The sequence below is a fragment of the Halomonas sp. SL18_1 genome (assembly GCF_055755715.1).
In genome coordinates, this window is record NZ_JBVTRK010000001.1 from 3,960,804 (window position 1) to 3,980,230 (window position 19,427).

Sequence of the window (19,427 nt, forward strand, 5' to 3'; positions counted from 1 at the left end):
ATCCCCGGGAACCGGACCGGCGTGCTATAGTCTGATGCTATTGTGAAGATAAGGGGCCGCAAGGTTTCACCCCGGACCCCGTCGCCCTAGAATAGGGGCATCCCCTGAATGACAGCATAACGGTGAATCCAACGCCATGGCTAAATTACCCATCCTCGAATTTCCCGACGAGCGGCTGCGCACCAAGGCGGCGCCGGTCGAGACGGTCGATGACGAGGTGCGCCAGCTGGTCGACGACATGCTCGAGACCATGTATGACGCCTACGGCATCGGGCTCGCCGCCACCCAGGTGGATGTCCACCGCCGCGTCATCGTGATGGACGTCAGCGACGACCGCTCGCATCCCCTGGTGCTGATCAACCCCGAGTACACGCCTATCGGCGACGAGCGCGAGCCGATGTCGGAAGGCTGCCTGTCGATTCCGGAATACACCGCCGAGGTGCCCCGCGCCCTGAAGGTCCACCTCAAGGCGCTGGACCGCGACGGCCAGCCCTACGAGCTGGAGGCCGACGGCCTGCTGGCGCACTGCATCCAGCACGAGTGCGACCATCTCGAAGGGGTGCTGTTCGTCGACTACCTCTCGCCGCTCAAGCGCGAGCGGGTGCTCAAGAAGATGCACAAGCGCCACCGCCAGATGCAGCCGGCCTGACGGGCCGCCAAGCCCGCTGCCGAGAAGGCCGCGCCTGGGTAACGGGCGCGGCCTTCGTCGTTTGCGTCCGGCTCCGTTATCATGAAGGGGCATCCATTCAGGCAAGGCCCTCGACATCATGTCCCGACCCCTGCGCGTCCTCTTCGCCGGCACCCCCGATTTCGCTGCCGAAAGCCTCAAGGCCCTGCTGGGCAGCCGTCACACCATCGTCGCCGCCTACACCCAGCCGGACCGCCCCGCCGGTCGCGGCCGCAAGCTGACCGCCAGCCCGGTCAAGGCGCTGGCGCTGGCCCATGACCTGCCGGTGCGCCAGCCCGAGACCCTCAAGGCCCCCGAGGTCCAGCGCGAGCTGGCCGCCTTCGAGGCCGATGTCCTGGTGGTGGTGGCCTACGGCCTGATCCTGCCCCGGGCAGTGCTCGACATCCCCCGCTGGGCTGTCTCAACGTCCACGCCTCGCTGCTGCCGCGCTGGCGCGGAGCGGCGCCGATCCAGCGCGCCATCGAGGCCGGCGACGCCGAAAGCGGGGTCACCATCATGCAGATGGACGAGGGCCTGGACACCGGCGACATGCTGCTGACCCGCCGCACCCCGATCAGCGCCACCACCACCGGCGGCGAGCTCCACGATACCCTGGCCGCGCTCGGCGGCGAGGCGATCGTCGCGGCGCTGGACGCCCTGGCCGATGGCGGACTGAGCGCCACCCCCAGCCCGAGGTCGGGGTCACCTACGCCGCCAAGCTCAGCAAGGCCGAAGCGGCGCTGGACTTTTCCCGCCCGGCCGCCGAGCTGGCCGCCCGCATTCGCGCCTTCAATCCCTGGCCGGTGGCCTGGTGCCCGCTGGGCACGGAGCGCCTGCGCCTGCTGATGGCGGAGGTGGCGCCACCGGCCGACGGGGAATCGCCCCGTCCCCCGGCACCCTGCTCGACCACGACACGGACGCCCTGCGCATCGCCTGCGGCGAGCACGGCCATGAGGTGCTGCGGGTGAGCCGCGCCCAGCTGCCCGGCGGCAAGCCGCTGGCGGTGCGCGACCTGCTCAACGCCCGTGGCGACCGCCTGCCTCCCGGCCTGCGTCTGGGCCAGGCTAACGAGGAGACGCCCTGATGCACCGCTCCACTCCCGCCACTCGCGCCGGCAAGTCGCTCCAGAACGGTGGCCAGGCCGTGCGCGCCAGCGCCGCCCGAGCCCTGGCCCCGGTGATCGCCGGCAAGGGGTCGCTGGCCGATCTCGACGACCACCAGGTGGTCGCCCGCGACCGGCCGCTGTTCAAGGCCATCTGCTACGGTGTCTGCCGCACCCTGCCGCGGCTGGAAGCCCTGGCGGAGCGGCTGCTCAAGAGCCCCTTCAAGGCCCGTGACGCCGACGTTCAGGCGCTGCTGCTGGTCGGCATCCACCAGCTCCTCTACCTGCGCATCCCGGCCCACGCTGCGGTGGGCGAAACCGCTGGCGCCGCCCGACTGCTCGGCAAGGAGTGGGCCACCCGGGTGATCAACGGCTGCCTGCGCCGCCTACAGCGCGAGTCCGCCGCGCTGCAGGCCGAGGTCGACCGCGACCCATCGGTGGCGCTGCTGCACCCCAAATGGCTGCTCAAGGCGCTACGCCAGGCCTGGCCCGACGACTGGCGCGCCATTTGCGATGCCAACAACCAGCCCGGCCCGATGACGCTGCGGGTCAATCGTCGCCACGGCGACCGCGAAGCCTATCTGGCTCGGCTGATCGATGCCGGCATCGAGGCCCGGCTGTGCTCCCATTCCCCGACGGCCTGACACTGGAGACGCCGGTGGACGTGTCGGCTCTGCCCGGCTTCGCCGAGGGCGACATCAGCGTCCAGGACGAGGCCGCCCAGCTGACCGCCGAGCTGCTCGGTCCGGCGCTGGCGCCGCGCCCCGGCGGCCGGGTACTGGACGCCTGCTGCGCTCCCGGCGGCAAGAGCGCCCACCTGCTGGAGCTGTTCGACATCGAGCTGCTGGCGCTGGACAGCGACGCCGCGCGTCTGGCCCGGGTCGAGGACACCCTGGCCCGGCTCGGGCTCTCGGCCACCCTGGTCCACGACGACGCCACCCGACGCGACTGGTGGGACGGCACCCCCTTCGATGCCATCCTGCTCGACGCTCCCTGCTCCGGCACCGGGGTCATTCGCCGCCATCCGGACATCAAGCGCCTGCGCCGGCCCTCGGACATCACCAAGCTGGCCGAGCTGCAGACGCGGCTGCTGGACAACCTCTGGCCGCTGCTGCGCCCGGGCGGCACCCTGCTCTACGCCACCTGCTCGGTACTGCCCGAGGAGAACGCCGACCGGGTGCGCGATTTCCTGGCCCGCACCCCCAACGCCGAGGTCACCACGCCGTCGGACGTGGGCTGGGGGCGTCCCGCCGGTGCCGGGCGCCAGCTGCTGCCCGAGCCCGACAGCCACGACGGCTTCTTTTACGCCCGGCTCAAAAAAGTGCCAGACTGAGGTGGCAGACCGGCTGAATCGGCCATTCCTGTCATACGCCAACCGGAGGTGCCATGAGCAATCACGTCTACAAGCACGTCGAACTGACCGGCTCATCGGAGGAGAGCATCGAGGCCGCGATCCAGAGCGCCATCGCCAAGGCCTCGCAAAGCCTGCACGGCATGCGCTGGTTCGAGGTGGTGGACACCCGCGGGCATATCGAGAACGGCCGTGTCGCCCACTGGCAGGTCACCCTGAAGATCGGCTTCACACTCGACTGACCGCAGCGCCGGGCCTGGCCCGGCCTGTTATTTCGACGGCGGCTGGTTTAGGCTTGCCGTCATCACGTTGCGGCGCACCATTTGCGCCGCCGCTGCTTGTGTCGGACCCAAGAGCCCATGAAGATCATCATTCTCGGCGCCGGCCAGGTCGGCGGCACCCTCGCCGAGCACCTGGCCCGCGAAGAGAACGACATCACCGTGGTGGATACCGACGGTGAGCGCCTGCGCGAACTGCATACCAAGCTCGACATCCGCACCGTGGTGGGCCCTGGCTCCTACCCCATGGTGCTGCGCCAGGCCGGCTGCGAGGATGCCGACATGCTGATCGCGGTGACCAGCCAGGACGAGGTCAACATGATCGCCTGCCAGGTCGCCCATACCCTGTTTCGCACCCCCACCAAGATCGCCCGGGTGCGCGCCACCGCCTACCTGACCCGCAAGGGGCTGTTCGCCCACGAGGCGGTACCCATCGATGTGCTGATCAGTCCCGAGCAGGTGGTCACCGACCATATCCGCCGGCTGATCGAGCATCCCGGCGCCCTGCAGGTGCTGGAGTTCGCCGGCGGCCTGGTGCAGCTCGTCGCGGTCAAGGCCTTCTACGGCGGCCCGCTGGTGGGCCAGGACCTGGGGTTTCTGCGCCGCCACATGCCCAGCGTCGACACCCGGGTGGCGGCCATCTACCGTCGCAACCGGCCGATCATCCCGCGCGGCGACACCGTCATCGAGGCCGACGACGAGGTGTTCTTCATCGCCGCCCGCCGCGACATCCGCGCGGTGATGAGCGAGCTGCGCCGGGTCGACCGCGACTTCCGCCGGGTGATGATCGCCGGCGGCGGCGACGTTGGGGAGCGGCTCGCCGAGCACCTGGAGCACAGCCACCAGGTCAAGATCATCGAGCACGGCATCGAGCGCTGCACGGTGCTCTCCGAACGCCTCGACCGCACCGTGGTGCTGCACGGCAGCGCCACCGACAAGCGGCTGCTGGAGGAGGAGAACATCGACGAGTGCGACATCTTCTGCGCCCTGACCAACGACGACGAGGTCAACATCATGTCGTCGATGCTGGCCAAGCGCATGGGCGCCAAGAAGGTGCTGACGCTGATCAACAACGCCGCCTATGTGGACCTGGTCCAGGGCGGCGAGATCGACATCGCCATCTCGCCGCAGCAGGCCACCATTGGCAGCCTGCTGACCCATGTGCGCCGCGGCGACATCGTCAACGTCCACTCCCTGCGTCGCGGCGCCGCCGAGGCCATCGAGGCGATCGCCCACGGCGACATGCAGTCCTCCAAGGTGGTGGGCCGCGCCATCGGCGAGATCGACCTGCCGCGCGGCACCACCATCGGCGCCATCGTGCGCGGCAAGGAGGTGCTGATCGCCCATGACGACGTGGTGGTGGCGTCCGGCGACCACGTTATCCTGTTCGTGATCGACAAGCGCCGCATCCGCGAGGTGGAGCGGCTGTTCCAGGTCGGCCTGACGTTTTTCTGATGAGCATGATTTCCGCCTGCCGCGACGCAAGGACCGCCGCCCGATGAGCCTGCGCATCATTCTTCGCATCCTGGGCCTGCTGCTGGTGATGTTCAGCCTGACCATGATGCCGCCGATCCTGATCTCGCTGCTGTTTGGCGACGGCATGTGGGATGCCTTCGCCATCGCCATCCTGATCACGGTGGCCACCGGCGGAGCAATGTACCTGCCCAACCGGCGCGCCCGCAAGGAACTGCGCACCCGGGACGGCTTCCTGATCGCGGCGCTGTTCTGGAGCGTGCTGGGGCTGTTCGGGTCGCTGCCGCTGATGCTCACCGGCGACGCGGCGCTCTCCATTACCGACGCGGTGTTCGAGTCTTTCTCAGGGCTGACGACCACCGGGGCCACGGTGATCACCGGCATCGAGCACCTGCCCGAGTCGGTGCTCTACTATCGCCAGCAGCTGCAGTGGCTGGGCGGCATGGGGATCGTGGTGCTGGCGGTGGCGATACTGCCTACGCTGGGCGTCGGCGGCATGGCCCTCTACCGCACCGAGATTCCGGGGCCGCTGAAGGATTCCAAGCTCACTCCGCGCATCACCGAGACGGCCAAGGCGCTGTGGTACATCTACGCCGCCCTCACCGTGACCTGCTTTCTGGCCTACCTGGCGGCGGGCATGGACTGGTTCGACGCCCTGGGGCACAGCTTCTCGACGGTGGCCATCGGCGGCTTCTCCACCTACGACGCCAGCATCGGCCACTTCGACAGCGCCGTGATCGAGTTGATCTGCGTGACCTTCCTGATCGTCTCGGCGATGAGCTTCAGCCTGCACTTCCTGGCCTGGCGCGGCAAGCAGCTCCGGCACTATCTGCAGGACCCGGAGGCCCGCTTCCTGCTGCTGTTCCTGGCCGGCTTGGCCATGATCACGGTCATCTCGCTGTGGCTCACCGGCGTCTACGGCGACGAGACCCAGCGCGCCCTGCGTCACGGCCTCTTCCAGGTGGTCTCGGTGGCCACTACCGCCGGCTTCGGCGTCGCCGACTTCGCGGCCTGGCCCGGTGCGCTGCCCTTCCTGCTGTTCGTGGCGGCCTTCGTCGGCGGCTGCTCCGGCTCCACCGGCGGCGGCATGAAGGTGATTCGCATCATCCTGATCTTGAAGCAGGGCATGCGCGAGGTGATGCGCCTGATCCACCCCAACGCGGTCATCGCGGTGAAGATCGGCAAGGTGAGCGTGCCGGACGGCATCGCCCAGGCGGTGTGGGGCTTCTTCTCGGTCTACCTGATGCTGTTCTTCCTGATGCTGGTGGGCGTCATGGCCACCGGGGTCGATCAGGTCACCGCCTGGTCCACGGTGGCCTCGGCGCTCAACAACCTGGGCCCGGCGCTGGGCGCGGCTTCCGCGAACTATGGCGACCTGCCGGAACTCGCCAAGTGGATCCTGGTGGTGGCCATGCTGCTGGGCCGCCTGGAGATCTTCACCGTGCTGGTGCTGTTTACCCCCGCCTTCTGGCGCCGCTGAGGCAGCCAAGGGGTTTGGCCTGCTGCGGCCCTTCGTGGATAATCGTCTCTCTCACCCCTTGATGTCCGAGCGTCCATGACCGACTCCCAGGATCCCGTGATCGACCCCGGCCAGACCGGGGCCTTGAGCGGCCCGCACCGTATCGTCGAACTCGGCGGCACTCGCTATACCCTGCTGGGTACCGCCCATGTCTCTGCCGACAGCGCCGAGGACGTCCGCCGCCTGATTCGCTCCGGCGACTTCGAGGCCGTGGCCATCGAGCTGTGCGACTCCCGCCACCAGAATCTCAGCGACCCGGACGCGCTGGGCGGCCAGGATCTGTTCGCCATCTTCCGCCAGGGCAAGGCCGGCATGGTGGCGGCGAGTCTCGCCCTGGGCGCCTTCCAGCAGCGCGTCGCCGAGCAGTCCGGCATCGAGCCCGGCGCCGAAATGCGCGCCGCCCTGGAGGAGAGCCGCCGCCGCGAGCTGCCACTGCTGCTGATCGACCGCGACGTGGGCATTACCCTCAAGCGCATCTATCACAACGTGCCCTGGTGGCAGCGCTTCTCGCTGTTCTCGGGGCTGCTGGGCAGCGTGCTGTCTCGCCAGGAGGTCAAGCCCGAGGAGATCGAGCGGCTCAAGGAGGGGGATGTGCTGGAGTCCACCTTCAGCGAGTTCGCCGCCGAGTCCGAGGCGCTGTTCACCCCACTGATCACCGAGCGCGACCGCTACATGGTGATGCGCCTGGCCGAGGAGGCGCCGCCGGGGCGCTATCGCAACGTGCTGGTGGTGATCGGCGCCGGCCACCTGAAGGGCATGGCCGAGACCCTGGAGGCGCCGCTGCCGCCCTCGCCCCGGGAAGAGCGCGAGAAGCTCGACACCACGCCGCCACCCTCGAAGGTGTGGCGTGCCCTGCCCTGGTTGGTCACCGTGCTGGTACTGACCGGCTTCGCCATCGGCTTCTCACGCAACACAGAGCTTGGCTGGCAGCTGGTGGGCGAGTGGTTCCTGATCAACGGCGTCTTCTCGGCGCTGGCCACTACCATTGCCCTGGCCCACCCGGTCACCATCGCCGCTACCTTCTTCGCCGCCCCGCTCACCTCGCTGAACCCCACCATCGGCGCCGGCTTCGTCGCCGCCGGGGTAGAGCTGTTCATGCGCAAGCCCAAGGTGCGCGACTTCTCGACCCTGCGCCACGACGTGACCGCGCTCAGGGGCTGGTGGCGTAACCGGGTCTCGCGCACCCTGCTGGTGTTCCTGCTGGCCACCCTGGGCTCGGCCGCCGGCACCTGGGTGGCGGGCTTTCGCATCGCCGGGGCGCTATTTGGCAGCGGCGGCGCCTGATGCATCAACCGCATTCTACCGCTCAGTCCTCCCACCGGTCGCGTCGGCATCAAGTGGCGGGCAATTCTCGGCGCGATGGAACGCCTCTATGACCTGAGCGACTACCTTGCGCTGTGCGATGGGCAGTGCAAGGTAGCGCTCCAGCACCTGCCTCTCCTCAGCGCTGATCGTGGCATCCCAGCGCCCCCTGGCCTCACGAATCTGCCGGCCAACGGTCTCGCCATAGCGTAGCGCCTGAGGCTCTACCTCCAGCCAGGCAGCCAGCACCTCGATCTTTTCCTGCTTCGGTAGGGTCTCGCCAAGCAGCCATCGCCTCACCCCCTGCAGCGTCACCGGCTTGCCCCAGTAGCGCAGGTTGAATTCACGCTCCAGCACGGCAGGGCGGGGCTCATAGCCGGCAGCACGCATGGCACTGGCCAGTCGCTCGGCAAACGAAGTCTTTTCGCTCATTGCGGCAACTTGCCGCGCATGCCACACGTCAGGATAAACTCTAGTTGAACTAGCATGTGAACCAATGGTTAAATTAACAAAATAGGAAATTGCCTTTACTCAAAACTGCAGCTCAGGCATCGGCGTCCCCAGGGGCAACCCGACCTACCGGATCCCGAGCCAAGGAAACCGCCATGGACTCGCTGGGAACGGATCTCGAAGCGAGCGACTACCGAATCGCATTGAAGCGCGACGCCCGCACCATTCAGCCCTGCGGTTGCCTCGTCACCGTCGATCGACAGTGGCGGCGCGTACGCATGGCCAGTGCCAACCTGGAGGACTTTTTTTCACTGACTGTCGATGCAGCCCTCACCCATTCTCCTCAGCGGCTGCTCGGCAAAGGCTTGATCCATGAGTTGCAGCAAGACCTCGCGCCATGTCCCGCTAATCGAAACCGATATGCCATTCGACGATTGAGTTCTTCCGAGCGCTCCCTGCTGGTGGCCGCTCATGCCACACCGTCCGGTGCCACCCTCGAGATCGAACCATGCGACGGCCTGCATGACGATCTGGCTTACCAAGCGATGGCCTGGGGAGATCGAATTGCCGAATGCGACGACGAGGACGCACTGCTTGACCTGCTGCTACGCGCTGTTCGCGAGCTCAGCGGGCACGATCACGCGTCTGCTCATCCCTTAGCCCCGGCATCCGCCCCATCAGCAGACAGCTCGCTATATCTGTGCATGGTTGCCGACACTCAGGCCGCCCCGATTCCTCTTGTTGGCACCCCTCCAGCGAGCCACGCCCTGCCATCCAGCGAGCTGCAGGCCTTGGCAACCCCAGAGGCCCAGCGGCTGCGACAAGAGGGGATTCACTCCATGCTGTCGATCTCATTCAACGAGGCCGCCACGCCACAGTGGGGAACACTGATTAGCCACAGCAATGTGCCGCGTCATCTCCCCTCACCGTTGCGTCGACTGCTCCGGCTGATCACGAGAACCGCCCTGCAACGTCTCCATCTATTGGAGGCCCGCCACAGCCTGCAGCGCAGGCAGCGCTTCCTGGACGCCTATCCTCAGGTCACCAGTGGAGGTCAGCAGCACCCGCCGATTCGGACTCTGCGCGCAGCCAGCAAGACGTGGCTGAATGACTTCCGAGCATGCGGTATGCTCCTTATCCATGGCAATCAAATCAATGGCGTCGGAACACATCCTGACAAAACGATGCTGTGCAAGATCATGCCGTTCCTGAAGACGCATGCCCAAGAGCAGCCTTGGGCAAGCCATGAGCTCACCCAGCTCCCTCTCGCCGAACTCCCTCAAGCCAATCGGATTGGCGGTCTGCTCGCCGTTGCCCTGGACAGCGGCGGTGCCAATGACTGGCTGCTGCTATTCCGTCCGGCAGTCAGCCCTAACGGACACAGCCGACCATGGAGCCACTACGACCGACAGCACGCACGGGATCTGGCTCGACTACTATCGGCCGATATTACCGCCCGGAAAGCGAGAAAGCTCAGCCTCAAGTTGCAGGAGCACAATGCCACGCTCATGCAGCTAGCGCATACCGATCCCGTCACCCAGATTGCCAACCGACATCATATTGAGCAGATCCTCGATGCCGAACTGCTGGTCAGTGAGAAAGATCACACGCCTTGCTCGTTGCTGCTCTTCGATATCGACCACTTCAAACGTATCAATGACACCCATGGCCACAACGCTGGCGACAAAATCCTCAGGCGGCTCGCGTCTGAAGTCCAGGCTCGACTGCGCACGACCGACCATCTCGGCCGTTGGGGGGCGAAGAGTTTCTGATCATCGCTTCCGGATCCAAGCTGGAAGCGGCTGTTGAGTTGGCCAACCGACTGTGTCACGAGATACCCTCCCTCTCCATTCCCCCCGTGGAACGGCTGTCCGTGAGCATTGGCGTCACACGCTGGGAGCCTGGCGATACGCCCAGAAGTATTGTTCGACGTGCAGATCTCGCCATGTACGAAGCCAAAGATGCCGGACGTGGCTGTGTTCGCGTGGTAACCACCCAGTAGCATTGCTCAGCCCTGTGATTGCCGCGCCAGCAGGCGCTGCATCGCCACCGTGGGCGTTTCGATCTTCTCGAAGCGCCGACTGGCGGCGTAGCTGTCGTTGAAGGCATCGAAGTAGTCGTCGAGCACGCCGGCGGCATCGGCATCGCCCGACTGGCGCAGCAGCTCGGCGGCCACCTCGGCGGTGCACAGGTGGGCCGCGGAAGCCGGCTTGCGCAGCCGGTAACGGGTCAGCCGCTCGGTGGCCAGCGGCAGCACCGGTAGCGCCTCGAGGTAGGGGCTCTTGCGGAAGATGCGCCGCGCCTGGCGCCAGGTGCCGTCGAGCAGAATGAACACCGGGGTTCGGGCCCGCTCCTTGGCGCTGGCCACCGCCTCGATCCCCACCACCCGGTCGGCATAGTCGGGCTGGTCGTCGGGGAAGATCACGAAGGGGGCGTAGCGCTCATCTTCCAGCAGCGCCAGCAGCCGCTCATCCGGGGCCGTGCGGTACCAGGTGAACACCTCGGTGTCGGGCAGCACGTCGCGGATCAGCCGCCCGGTATTGGTCGGCTTATGGTGCTCCAGGGGGTGGGTCAGCAGCCACACCCGCGCCTCGCTGGCGGCGCGGGCCCGGTAGGGGCAGAGGCAGTTGAGCTCGGGCAGGTTGCACCCCTGGCAGCGCACCACGAAACTGCCGCGGGCCTTGAACTCACGGCGCGGCGGGCGGGGATGACCGGTAGCGGGATCACGCGAAAGCCCGGTAGCGGGAGGCTCGGCGAGGGCATCCGGGGAGTAGCGATCGGACATAGGGTCACGCTTCGTCTCGACAGGGGGCGGCATTCTACCATGCCTGACCACCGGGCCGGAGCCGCTCCGCCCTCACCCCTCGCCCCTCGTGCCTCGCGCCTCGCACCTCGCACCTCGCACCTCGCGCCTCGCGCCTCGCACCTCGCACCTCACCCCAGCACCACCTCCGGCACCCAGAGCCGTCCCGCGCGCTTCCAGTGGCGCACCAGCTGCGGCACGCCCTTGCCGGCGGGCCGGGCCAGCCGAACCACGCCCGGCGGCGCCAGCGATTCGGCGTCGGGGTCGACCAGCAGGCAGGGCGTCTCCAGGGGGGCGTGATCGAGCAGCGAGGCGGCCGGCATCACGGCAAGCGAGGTGCCCACCACCAGCAGCAGGTCCGCCTCGGCGACGATCTCGCAGGCGTCACCGAAGTGCGGCACGCTCTCGCCGAACCACACCACATCGGGCCTGAGCTGGCTGCCCTTGTCGCAGATATCACCCAGCGCAATGCCGCCGCGCGGCAGCGGATACTGCATGCGACGGTCCACCGTGGAGCGCGCCTTGAGGATCTCGCCGTGCAGGTGCAGCACGTTGCGCGAGCCGGCCCGCTCGTGCAGGTCGTCGATGTTCTGGGTGACGATACTGACCCGAAAGCCCTGCTTCTCCAGGGCGGCCAGGGCCTTGTGGGCCGCATTGGGGCGGGCGCGACGCACCTGGTCGCGGCGCCGGTTGTAGAACTGCAGCACCCGCTCCGGGTCGCGCCGCCACGCCTCGGGCGTCGCGACCTCCTCGATGGGGTGGTCGGCCCACAGGCCGTCGCTGGCCCGAAAGGTCTGAATCCCGCTCTCGGCGCTGATGCCGGAACCGCTCAGCACCACCAGATGGGGGCGCGCTGGCTCGCCCATGCACTGCCTCCTGACCCATTGCCCCGCCGGCTTCAATAGACCAGGCCGTTGGTCTCGTTGCCGGCGAATCGCTGCTTGTTGCGATAGGGGTAGACGTCGATCACCCGCCCGTCGCGAATGGCCTGCTGCAGCCCCTTCCAGTAGTCGGCGTCGAGAAGCTCCGGATGCAGGTCATAGAAGAGCTTGCGCAAGCGGATATCGGCGAACAGGAAGGGGCCGAACTCCTCGGGAAAATATCATTGGGCCCCACCGAATACCAAGGCTCGTCGGCGAGCTCCTGCTCCGGGTACATGGGCTCGGGAATATGCCGGAAGTTGCACTCGGTGAGGTAGCAGACCTCGTCGTAGTCGTAGAAGATCACTCGCCCGTGGCGGGTCACCCCGAAGTTCTTCAGCAGCATGTCGCCGGGGAAGATATTGGCCGCCGCCATCTGCTTGATGGCGTTGCCGTAGTCCTTGATCACCGCCCGGGTCTCGGCCTCGTCGCACTGCTCCAGATAGAGATTGAGCGGGGTCATCATGCGCTCGGTGTAGCAGTGCTCGATGATCACCTTGTCGCCCCGGAGTTGCACCGTGGAGGGCGCCACCTCCAGCAGGTGCGCCAGGCACTCCGGCGAGAAGTGATCCTTGCGGGCGATGAAGTTGGAGAACTCCTGGGTATCGGCCATGCGCCCGACCCGGTCGTGGCGCTTGACCAGCCGGTACTTCTCGCGCACGTTCTCGCGGCTCATCTCCTTGGTGGGGTCGAAGCGGTCCTTGATGATCTTGAACACCGTGCGGAAGGAGGGCAGCACGAATACCGCCATCACCATGCCGCGCACCCCGGGGGCGATGATGAACTGATCCTCGCGCTTGGCCACCTGGCGGTTCAGCGCCCGGAAGAACTCGGTCTTGCCGTGCTTGAAGAAGCCGATCGACGCATAGAGTTCGCCCTCCGGCTTGTCCGGCATCAGCTCCCGGAGGTAGTCGACGAACTCCCCCGGCACCTGCACCTCGACCTGAAAGTAGGCCCGGGTGAAGGAGAAGATGATCGACACCTCGTCGGGCTCGATCAGCACCGTGTCCAGGTGCAGCCCCTGGCCCTCGTCGTGGAGCACCGGCAGCACCAGCGGCACCTGCTCGCCGCCGCCGCGGATGCGCCCCACGAGATAGGCGCCCTTGTTACGGTAGAAAACGCTCTTGAGCAGCTCGACCTCGGCATCGCCGGCCTCGAGAATCGCCGCCGGCAGGTGACCGCACAGGAAGTCGCTGCCCAACCGCGCGTCGCGCTGAAGATCGTCAAAAGGGGTCTCGAAGGGGGCCTCGGCCAGCGCCCAGCGAATGGCCGCCTCCCAGTCGCCGTTGACCGTGAAGCGACGGCAGCGCTCGATCCCCGAGTGGTGGGCGGCGGCATCCCGTGAGCTGTAGACGAACATCCAGTCGTTGCGGATATGCCGGTGGTGAAAGATCGAGCAGAACAGCGAGTTGAAATAGGTCTCGGCCAGCTCGTAGTCCAGGCGCTGACTGATCAGTTCGGCGTAGTGGTTCTTCGCCTCCCGCCAGCACTCGCAATGAGTCAGCTCCTCGTCGGAGAAGGTCCGCTGCAGCCGGCCCAGGGTCTCCCCCACCTTCTGTTCGTAGAGGTTAATGCGCTCCGCCGAGGCCTGCTGCGCCTCCCGCCAAGCGGCATCGCGGAAACGCCGGCTGGCATCGGCGGTGATCTCCTTGAAGCGCGAGCGGTATTCGTCGAAGCCATGCAGGATAGTGGCAGCAAGGCGATAGGCGGGCGAAAGCTTCATGACGGACTCCGGGCAGCGTGAAGGCACAGCTTCGCGAATTACGAGGCGCTTGGCGAGCCGACCATGGTGAGACGTGCTGTAGCGAAATGACAAGTGCCGCCACGCCGAGCGCCTTGGGCGGTGCAGCCTAACCGCCTCGGTCATGGCGAGCCCTGTCATGATTTGTTCATGGCAGCGTCTCGCCAGCGTCATCGCCTGGGCTCAGTCTGCAATGAGCCATCCCGCTCGATCGAGCCATTGAGCATACGACGAGGAGCCCATGCGCATCTGTCTGGTCAGCGAGACCTGGTCGCCCGACATCAACGGCGTGGCCCATACCCTGAGCCAGCTCAGCCGTGAGCTGATGTCGCGCGGTACGAGGCTGCAGCTGGTGCGCCTGCGACCACGCCACCATCTGGCCCTCCGGCGAGAACCCGGGATGCAAACCGAACTCCAGGTGCCCGGCGTATCGCTGCCCGGCTACCGCGAGGTCCGGTTCGGGCTGCCGGTCACCCGCCGCCTCCAGCGCCTGTGGCGCGAGCAGCGTCCCGATGTGATCTACCTGGCCACCCAGGGACCGCTCGGCTGGTCGGCCAGGCGGGCGGCCAGACACCTGTCGATTCCCGTTGTCGCGGGCTGGCACACCAACTTCGATCACTACTGCCAAGACTATCGCGTCCCCTGGCTAACGCCCGTCATGCGCGCCGCGCTGCGACACTTCCACAACGGCTGTGCGGCCACGCTGGTCCCCACTCACCGACAGGCCGCCGCGTTGAGCGCAAGCGGCTTTCAACGCCTGGCGGTGATGGGCCGAGGCATCGACGGCCAGCGTTTCTCGCCCGCCCACCGCGCCCCTCTCCTGCGACAGCAGTGGGGGGTGGATGCGCACTGCCCCGTGGCGCTCTACGTGGGTCGCCTGGCCAGCGAAAAGAACCTCGCCCTGCTGCAAGAGAGCTTCATCGCCATGCGCCAGGCGCGGCCCGACATGGCCGCGGTGATCGTCGGCGACGGCCCCGGGCGCCAGGCGTTGGAAAAGGCCCTCCCCGAGGCGCACTTCACCGGCTTTCTGACGCCGGAGGCGCTGGCCCGCCACTATGCCAGCGCCGATATTTTCGTCTTCCCCTCACTCTCCGAAACCTGGGCAACGTGGTGCCGGAGGCCATGGCCAGCGGCCTGGCGGTGCTCGCCTATCGCCACGCTGCCGCGGCCGAACTGATCGACAACGACATCAACGGCATGACCTTGCCCCCGGCGATGCAGAAGGCTTCTGCCAGACCGCCGCCGACCTCTGCCAGCACCCGGCCCGCTGCGCGCGCCTGGGCCGAGCCGCCCGCACCCGGGCCCTCGACTGCCGCTGGCCCGCCATTGCCGATCAATTCCTGTCAGTCCTCGAGCGCGCCAGGGAGGTCCCCCATGCCAGCACGCACACCTGCAGTATTTGACCGACTCGACCTGCTGGAGTGGCGGCTCTGCCGCCGCTTCGCCGGACTCAGCGCAAACCGCCCCTGGCTGGCCACTTTGCGGCTGGCCAGCAAGCTCGGCGACTGGCCCGCCTGGGTAGTCCTGATCGCGGCACAGCCCTGGCTCCACGGCCGAGACGGTATGCCCCTCCTGCTTCAGTACACGGCAACGGCGCTGGTGGCCCTCCTGGTCTACCGGCTGATCAAGACACGACTGTGCCGCGAACGCCCCTTTATCACCTTCGGCATTCGCTGCGGCGAACCGGCTCGGGATCGCTACAGCTTTCCCAGCGGCCATACCATGCATGCGGTGATGTTCTGTGTGCTGACGGCGAGCCATGCGCCCTGGCTGCTGCCCCTGCTGGTGCCGCTGACGCTGCTGATCGCCCTCTCCCGCGTCGGCCTGGGGCTGCACTACATCAGCGATGTCATTGCCGGCGCGCTGATCGGTGCCGCCTTCGCCCAGCTCAGCCTCAGGCTGCTGGGCTGAAACTCGCCAGTCTGCCAAGCCTTCTTACCGCCCCCAGCCCACTCGAGAGCGCTGGCTCTGAAGTGCCCTCGATTCCTGCACCGCTAAATGCCAAAAAGCCGGTGGCTTTTCAGCGCACCGGCAAGTGTAACGATCGAAACAGACACTAGAGGGTCGCCGGGCAGGGTCACACTGCCAGGCACCCCGAGACAGCCTCAGAAATGATACCGCGCACCCAGAATGTAATAGGCATCATCGTTGGCGTCGCCGTCTCTCGCTTCTTCATCCATGAACTCGACGAAGAAGTCGAGACTGCTGGAGAGTCGATAGTGCGCGGCAGCCACCCAGATATCTCGACTGCCTGACTGGGCTTCTTCATCCTTGTTGTAGTAGTCGGCATGAAAGCGCCACTGACCGGTGGAGAAGGTGCCACCCAAGCCGATAGTGTCGAAATTATCATCCTGCGTTTCGTAGCCGATACGGGCAGAGAAGGCATCGTTGAAGGCGAAGGAAGCGGTAGCCCCGTAAAGCACTTCTCCGGCCCCACCAGCGACGCCATCCTTGTCATCCACATAGCCCAGGGCAATGCCGAACGGCCCTGTTTCATAGCTCACGCCGCCTTGGGTGACTATCTCGGACGACTCCCCGGGAGCCGCATCGTTGCTGCTGTAGTGCTTGGCTGAGATAAAGGCCTTGAAGCCTTCCAGGTTCGGTGTGATGTAGCCCAGGGAGTCGCCGCGCGCCTGAAGACCGCCACCGCCGATTTCAAACCCCTTGTTGATGTAAACATCGAAGGGTGCGGCCACCAGGTCACTGTAAAAACTGTCATAGTTGCCGGCGATCAGGGTGCCGAAAGTAGCGCTTTCCACCCCCAGGTAGCTGTTGCGCACTTCGCTGAAGCCCGACGACTGGTCACGCTCATCACCATTGAAGCGCCACTGCACCCGCGCAAAACCACGCAGATCATCATTGATCACGCTACTGCCGGTCAGCTGCAGGCGAGAGCCCACGTTAACGAACTCACTACCATTATCCTCTGCATTACCACCGGACTCTACGCCCATGGCGATGCGACCATAGAGATCGAGGCTGGTGCCATCCTGATCATAAACCTTAGCCGCATGGGCCGCAGAAGATGCCAGCAAGACGCTGGCGATGGCACTGGAAATGAGAGATTTCTTCATCATCATAAATTCCCTTGGACGAACGATCATGTAGACGATTGGCGTTAGTAGAGGCACCGCAAAAGGCACCCTATTCTTGTTCTTTGGCCTCGATCATAACGGCCCAAAATGTCAGTTATGTGCCAATCTCATGTCGATACACTGATTCGTCATCATCCCCCAGCCGGCGTCACTAAACGGTCATGATCGTGAAGCCCCTCTGTCACATCACCTTGGCAAGGTTGGCAACCGCTAACGCAGTTATTCACACCGCTTGCCAAGAGGTTCTCCATGATCAAGTCGATGCTGCCCCTGACCATTGCCGCCGCGCTCTTCGCTACTGGCCAGGCCCAGGCCGCCGAGTCCTGCCCCTCCACCCTGCGCTTTGCCGATACCGGTATTGAAGGCACAGAAGAACTTCAGCGCGCCTTCAATGAATTTGTCGAGGAAGTTGAGTCGCGCTTAGGTGTCGAGGTGGAGTTCTTCCCAGTGGGCAACCGCACTACCGCCATCAACGCCCTGCGCTTCGAGCAGGTCGACATCGTGCTGGCCGGTCCTTCGGAGTACGTGCTGATGGCCGAGCGCGTCGAGGGCATCCAGCCGATCAGCGCCATCGTACGCCCGGAGTACTACTCGGTGTTCATCGCCTCCACCGACAGCGACATCGAGACCCTGGAGGATCTGCGTGGCAAGCACGTGGCCATGAAGGACCACGGTTCCACCACCGGCCATATCATGCCCAGCTACATGCTGCACCAGGCCGGCCTGGACATTGACCGCGACCTGCAGATCACCCTGCTCGACGGTGCCCGCATGCAGGCCTTGGCTTCTGGCGAGGTGGACGCCGTGGGTACCGGCGTGCGCGACTTCGCGCCTTTCGTTGCCCAGCACGGCGAGGAGAACTACCGCATCATCGAGCGCGGCCAGGACATGCCGGGCGACCCGATGGTGGCCGGCCCGCATATCGCCGCGGATTGCGTGAGCGAGATCCAGGAGGCCTTCATGGCCGACCCGGAGGGCCTGCTGCAGGCAATTCTCGCCCCGGGCGAGCGTGACAAGTATATCGGCGCCGAGATGGTTCGCGTGAATGACGCCGAGTACGACGTGGTGCGCGACTCCTACGCCCTGCTGGGCCTCAGCGACTAAGTGTGAGCTGTATGCAATTGACCGTAAGCGACCTAACCAAGATCTACCCGGACGGCACCCGCGCCCTGGGCGGGCTGTCGTTCGAGGTGGCTCCCGGGGAGGGCGTTGTGATCCTTGGGCACAACGGCTGCGGCAAGTCGACGCTGATGAAGTGCCTGACCGGTCTCGAGCGCCCCACCACGGGGCGCCTGGTACTGGACGGCCTCGACCTTGCCCGCGCCTCCCGCCGCGAGCTGCGTCCGCTGCGCCAGCGTATCGGCTGCGTCTTCCAGAAGTTCAACATGGTCGGCAACCTCTCGGTGCTGCAGAACGTCCTGTTCGGCCTGATGGGCCGCCGCGGGATCCTGGCCAGCCATGCCCTGACCGCCAGCCGCGAATCGAGACGGGACGCCATGCAGGCACTTGAGCGGGTGGGCCTCGCCCACCTGGCGCCGCGCCGCACCGACACCCTCTCCGGCGGCCAGCAGCAGCGCGTGGCCATCGCTCGCATGCTGATGCAGGACGCCGAGATCGTGCTGGCCGACGAGCCAGTGGCGAGTCTCGACCCCCGTGCGGGCCGCGAGGTGATGGAGCTGCTCTGGTCGGTGGTGCGCGAGCGCGGCATGACCGTGCTCTGCGTGCTGCACCAGATCGACCTGGCTCGGGAGTTCGGCGAGCGGCTGATCGGCCTGCACGGCGGTCAGCTTGCCTTCGACCGCCCCACCGCCGAGATCGGCGACGCCGACATCACGGCCCTCTACCAGACCGTCACACCACAGGAGGCCGCTACCGATGAGCGATTCATCGCCGCACCGCGACGCCCCGCCCAGGCTTGAACGGCCCTCCCCCATCGCCTTCATCTTGCTGCTGGCCTTCGCGGCCTTCTTCATCAGCGGCTTTACCAGCGCCGATATCCACCCGGACCGGCTGCTGCGTGGCGTCGCGAATCTGGGCACCTTCTTCGGCGAGGCGATGCCGCCCAACTTCGCCCGCTGGGACGTCATCGCCGTCGCCATGCTGGAAACCTTCCAGATGGCCATCGTCGGCGTGGTGTTCGGGGTGATCCTGAGCCTGCCCATGGCCCTGCTGTGTGCCCGCAACACCAGTCCGCACCCCCTCGTTCGGGTCATCGCTCGCAACGTGGTGGCGACGCTACGTACCGTGCCCGACCTGGTGTGGGCGCTGATCTTCGTGGTCGCCGTGGGGCTGGGTCCATTAGCGGGCATTCTCGCCATCATCATGGATACCATCGGCTTCTGCGCGCGCTTTTTCTCCGAGCGCATCGAGGAGGTGGACCCGGCCCCGGCCAGGCCCTAGCCGCCACCGGCGCCTCGCGTAGCGGGGTGGTGTGCGGTGCCATCATCCCCGAGTGCACGCCCTCCTTCGTGGCGACCAGCCTCTTTTCGGTGGAGAAGGCGGTGCGCAGCGCCGTGGTACTGGGCCTGGTGGGCGCCGGCGGCATCGGCGTGGAGCTCTCCGCGGCCATGAACCTGTTCCGCTACGACCAGGCCCTCACCGTGATCCTTGCCATCCTGGTGGTGGTGATCGGCGTCGAGCAGGTCAGCGCCTGGATTCGCAAGCGGGTGATTTGAGTAGATCGGCTCTCTCCGGCTCCACCGGCGTGGGCATGGCGATGAGCGCCG

Annotated in this window: 15 protein-coding genes and 4 pseudogenes; 14 read left to right on the forward strand and 5 right to left on the reverse strand. The window is 66.3% G+C overall.

Annotation, left to right across the window (positions count from 1 at the left end; translation table 11 throughout):
* The first annotated feature begins 136 nt into the window (after positions 1-136).
* The 7 genes and pseudogenes from def (at position 137) to ACSJDS_RS20260 (ending at position 7,674) form a co-directional block, all read left to right on the forward strand.
* Entirely contained in the window at positions 137-649 is a 513-nt protein-coding gene (def, locus tag ACSJDS_RS20230; protein WP_473034788.1) for a peptide deformylase, read from the forward strand.
* A gap of 118 nt (positions 650-767) precedes the next feature.
* A pseudogene (gene fmt, locus ACSJDS_RS20235) lies at positions 768-1,751 on the forward strand (methionyl-tRNA formyltransferase).
* Positions 1,751-3,102 (forward strand): annotated as a pseudogene (gene rsmB / locus ACSJDS_RS20240) (16S rRNA (cytosine(967)-C(5))-methyltransferase RsmB). Before fmt ends, rsmB begins: the two co-directional pseudogenes overlap by 1 nt.
* Positions 3,103-3,155: 53 nt before the next feature.
* The gene (locus ACSJDS_RS20245) at positions 3,156-3,362 is read left to right on the forward strand and encodes a dodecin (RefSeq protein ID WP_473034789.1); all 207 of its coding nucleotides are present in this window, start codon (positions 3,156-3,158) and stop codon (positions 3,360-3,362) included.
* Positions 3,363-3,479: 117 nt separating this feature from the next.
* The gene (trkA, locus tag ACSJDS_RS20250; RefSeq protein ID WP_473034790.1) at positions 3,480-4,853 is read left to right on the forward strand and encodes a Trk system potassium transporter TrkA; all 1,374 of its coding nucleotides are present in this window, start codon (positions 3,480-3,482) and stop codon (positions 4,851-4,853) included.
* 43 nt (positions 4,854-4,896) lie between these two features.
* On the forward strand, positions 4,897-6,351 hold the full coding sequence (locus ACSJDS_RS20255) for a TrkH family potassium uptake protein (protein WP_473034791.1): 1,455 nt from the start codon (positions 4,897-4,899) through the stop codon (positions 6,349-6,351).
* Positions 6,352-6,426: 75 nt separating this feature from the next.
* On the forward strand, positions 6,427-7,674 hold the full coding sequence (locus ACSJDS_RS20260; RefSeq protein WP_473034793.1) for a TraB/GumN family protein: 1,248 nt from the start codon (positions 6,427-6,429) through the stop codon (positions 7,672-7,674).
* Positions 7,675-7,689: 15 nt separating this feature from the next.
* Here ACSJDS_RS20260 and ACSJDS_RS20265 read toward each other — a convergent pair whose 3' ends face one another.
* Positions 7,690-8,124: a transcriptional regulator gene (locus tag ACSJDS_RS20265; RefSeq protein WP_473034794.1), complete on the reverse strand. Its 435-nt coding sequence runs from the start codon at positions 8,122-8,124 to the stop codon at positions 7,690-7,692.
* A gap of 173 nt (positions 8,125-8,297) precedes the next feature.
* On the opposite strand from ACSJDS_RS20265, the pseudogene ACSJDS_RS20270 reads away from it, so the two are divergent.
* A pseudogene (locus tag ACSJDS_RS20270) lies at positions 8,298-10,144 on the forward strand (sensor domain-containing diguanylate cyclase).
* Positions 10,145-10,150: 6 nt separating this feature from the next.
* On the opposite strand, the gene ACSJDS_RS20275 reads toward ACSJDS_RS20270, so the two are convergent.
* The 3 genes and pseudogenes from ACSJDS_RS20275 to aceK all read right to left on the reverse strand — a co-directional run bounded on the left by ACSJDS_RS20275 (position 10,151) and on the right by aceK (position 13,588).
* Positions 10,151-10,927, reverse strand: coding sequence for a tRNA-uridine aminocarboxypropyltransferase (locus ACSJDS_RS20275; RefSeq protein ID WP_473034795.1), 777 nt, complete (start codon positions 10,925-10,927; stop codon positions 10,151-10,153).
* 149 nt (positions 10,928-11,076) lie between these two features.
* The gene (locus tag ACSJDS_RS20280) at positions 11,077-11,811 is read right to left on the reverse strand and encodes an SIR2 family NAD-dependent protein deacylase (protein ID WP_473034796.1); all 735 of its coding nucleotides are present in this window, start codon (positions 11,809-11,811) and stop codon (positions 11,077-11,079) included.
* Between the two features lie 32 nt (positions 11,812-11,843).
* Positions 11,844-13,588, reverse strand: a pseudogene (gene aceK / locus ACSJDS_RS20285) (bifunctional isocitrate dehydrogenase kinase/phosphatase).
* A 259-nt stretch (positions 13,589-13,847) separates the two neighbouring features.
* Here aceK and ACSJDS_RS20290 point away from each other — a divergent pair.
* A complete protein-coding gene (locus ACSJDS_RS20290; protein ID WP_473034797.1) occupies positions 13,848-14,783 on the forward strand; it encodes a glycosyltransferase family 4 protein in 936 nt (311 codons plus the stop codon).
* A gap of 197 nt (positions 14,784-14,980) precedes the next feature.
* A complete protein-coding gene (locus tag ACSJDS_RS20295; protein ID WP_473034798.1) occupies positions 14,981-15,517 on the forward strand; it encodes a phosphatase PAP2 family protein in 537 nt (178 codons plus the stop codon).
* 194 nt (positions 15,518-15,711) lie between these two features.
* Here the strand turns inward: ACSJDS_RS20295 and ACSJDS_RS20300 are convergent, their stop codons facing one another.
* Positions 15,712-16,683, reverse strand: a complete 972-nt coding sequence (locus ACSJDS_RS20300) for a porin (RefSeq protein ID WP_473034799.1) — start codon at positions 16,681-16,683, stop codon at positions 15,712-15,714.
* 267 nt (positions 16,684-16,950) lie between these two features.
* On the opposite strand from ACSJDS_RS20300, the gene phnD reads away from it, so the two are divergent.
* From phnD to ACSJDS_RS20320, 4 genes are read left to right on the forward strand one after another with little or no spacing between them, the layout of a single operon-like run.
* Positions 16,951-17,805, forward strand: coding sequence for a phosphate/phosphite/phosphonate ABC transporter substrate-binding protein (gene phnD / locus ACSJDS_RS20305; protein WP_473034800.1), 855 nt, complete (start codon positions 16,951-16,953; stop codon positions 17,803-17,805).
* An 11-nt stretch (positions 17,806-17,816) separates the two neighbouring features.
* On the forward strand, positions 17,817-18,620 hold the full coding sequence (gene phnC, locus ACSJDS_RS20310; RefSeq protein ID WP_473034801.1) for a phosphonate ABC transporter ATP-binding protein: 804 nt from the start codon (positions 17,817-17,819) through the stop codon (positions 18,618-18,620).
* Positions 18,577-19,101 carry a PhnE/PtxC family ABC transporter permease gene (locus tag ACSJDS_RS20315; protein ID WP_473034803.1) on the forward strand — a complete coding sequence of 175 codons (525 nt, stop codon included), beginning with the start codon at positions 18,577-18,579 and terminating at the stop codon, positions 19,099-19,101. The genes phnC and ACSJDS_RS20315 overlap by 44 nt, the downstream gene beginning before the upstream one ends.
* Before the next feature lie 29 nt (positions 19,102-19,130).
* Entirely contained in the window at positions 19,131-19,376 is a 246-nt protein-coding gene (locus ACSJDS_RS20320; RefSeq protein WP_473034804.1) for a PhnE/PtxC family ABC transporter permease, read from the forward strand.
* Positions 19,377-19,427 lie beyond the last annotated feature (51 nt).

Excerpts from the sequence above, each read along its gene's own strand:
- def (WP_473034788.1), top strand. The coding sequence starts at position 137 with ATGGCTAAATTACCCATCCTCGAATTTCCCGACGAGCGGCTGCGCACC.
- ACSJDS_RS20245 (WP_473034789.1), top strand. The coding sequence starts at position 3,156 with ATGAGCAATCACGTCTACAAGCACGTCGAACTGACCGGCTCATCGGAG.
- trkA (WP_473034790.1), top strand. The coding sequence starts at position 3,480 with ATGAAGATCATCATTCTCGGCGCCGGCCAGGTCGGCGGCACCCTCGCC.
- ACSJDS_RS20255 (WP_473034791.1), top strand. The coding sequence starts at position 4,897 with ATGAGCCTGCGCATCATTCTTCGCATCCTGGGCCTGCTGCTGGTGATG.
- ACSJDS_RS20260 (WP_473034793.1), top strand. The coding sequence starts at position 6,427 with ATGACCGACTCCCAGGATCCCGTGATCGACCCCGGCCAGACCGGGGCC.
- ACSJDS_RS20265 (WP_473034794.1), bottom strand. The coding sequence starts at position 8,124 with ATGAGCGAAAAGACTTCGTTTGCCGAGCGACTGGCCAGTGCCATGCGT.
- ACSJDS_RS20275 (WP_473034795.1), bottom strand. The coding sequence starts at position 10,927 with ATGTCCGATCGCTACTCCCCGGATGCCCTCGCCGAGCCTCCCGCTACC.
- ACSJDS_RS20280 (WP_473034796.1), bottom strand. The coding sequence starts at position 11,811 with ATGGGCGAGCCAGCGCGCCCCCATCTGGTGGTGCTGAGCGGTTCCGGC.
- ACSJDS_RS20290 (WP_473034797.1), top strand. The coding sequence starts at position 13,848 with ATGCGCATCTGTCTGGTCAGCGAGACCTGGTCGCCCGACATCAACGGC.
- ACSJDS_RS20295 (WP_473034798.1), top strand. The coding sequence starts at position 14,981 with ATGCCAGCACGCACACCTGCAGTATTTGACCGACTCGACCTGCTGGAG.
- ACSJDS_RS20300 (WP_473034799.1), bottom strand. The coding sequence starts at position 16,683 with ATGATGAAGAAATCTCTCATTTCCAGTGCCATCGCCAGCGTCTTGCTG.
- phnD (WP_473034800.1), top strand. The coding sequence starts at position 16,951 with ATGATCAAGTCGATGCTGCCCCTGACCATTGCCGCCGCGCTCTTCGCT.
- phnC (WP_473034801.1), top strand. The coding sequence starts at position 17,817 with ATGCAATTGACCGTAAGCGACCTAACCAAGATCTACCCGGACGGCACC.
- ACSJDS_RS20315 (WP_473034803.1), top strand. The coding sequence starts at position 18,577 with ATGAGCGATTCATCGCCGCACCGCGACGCCCCGCCCAGGCTTGAACGG.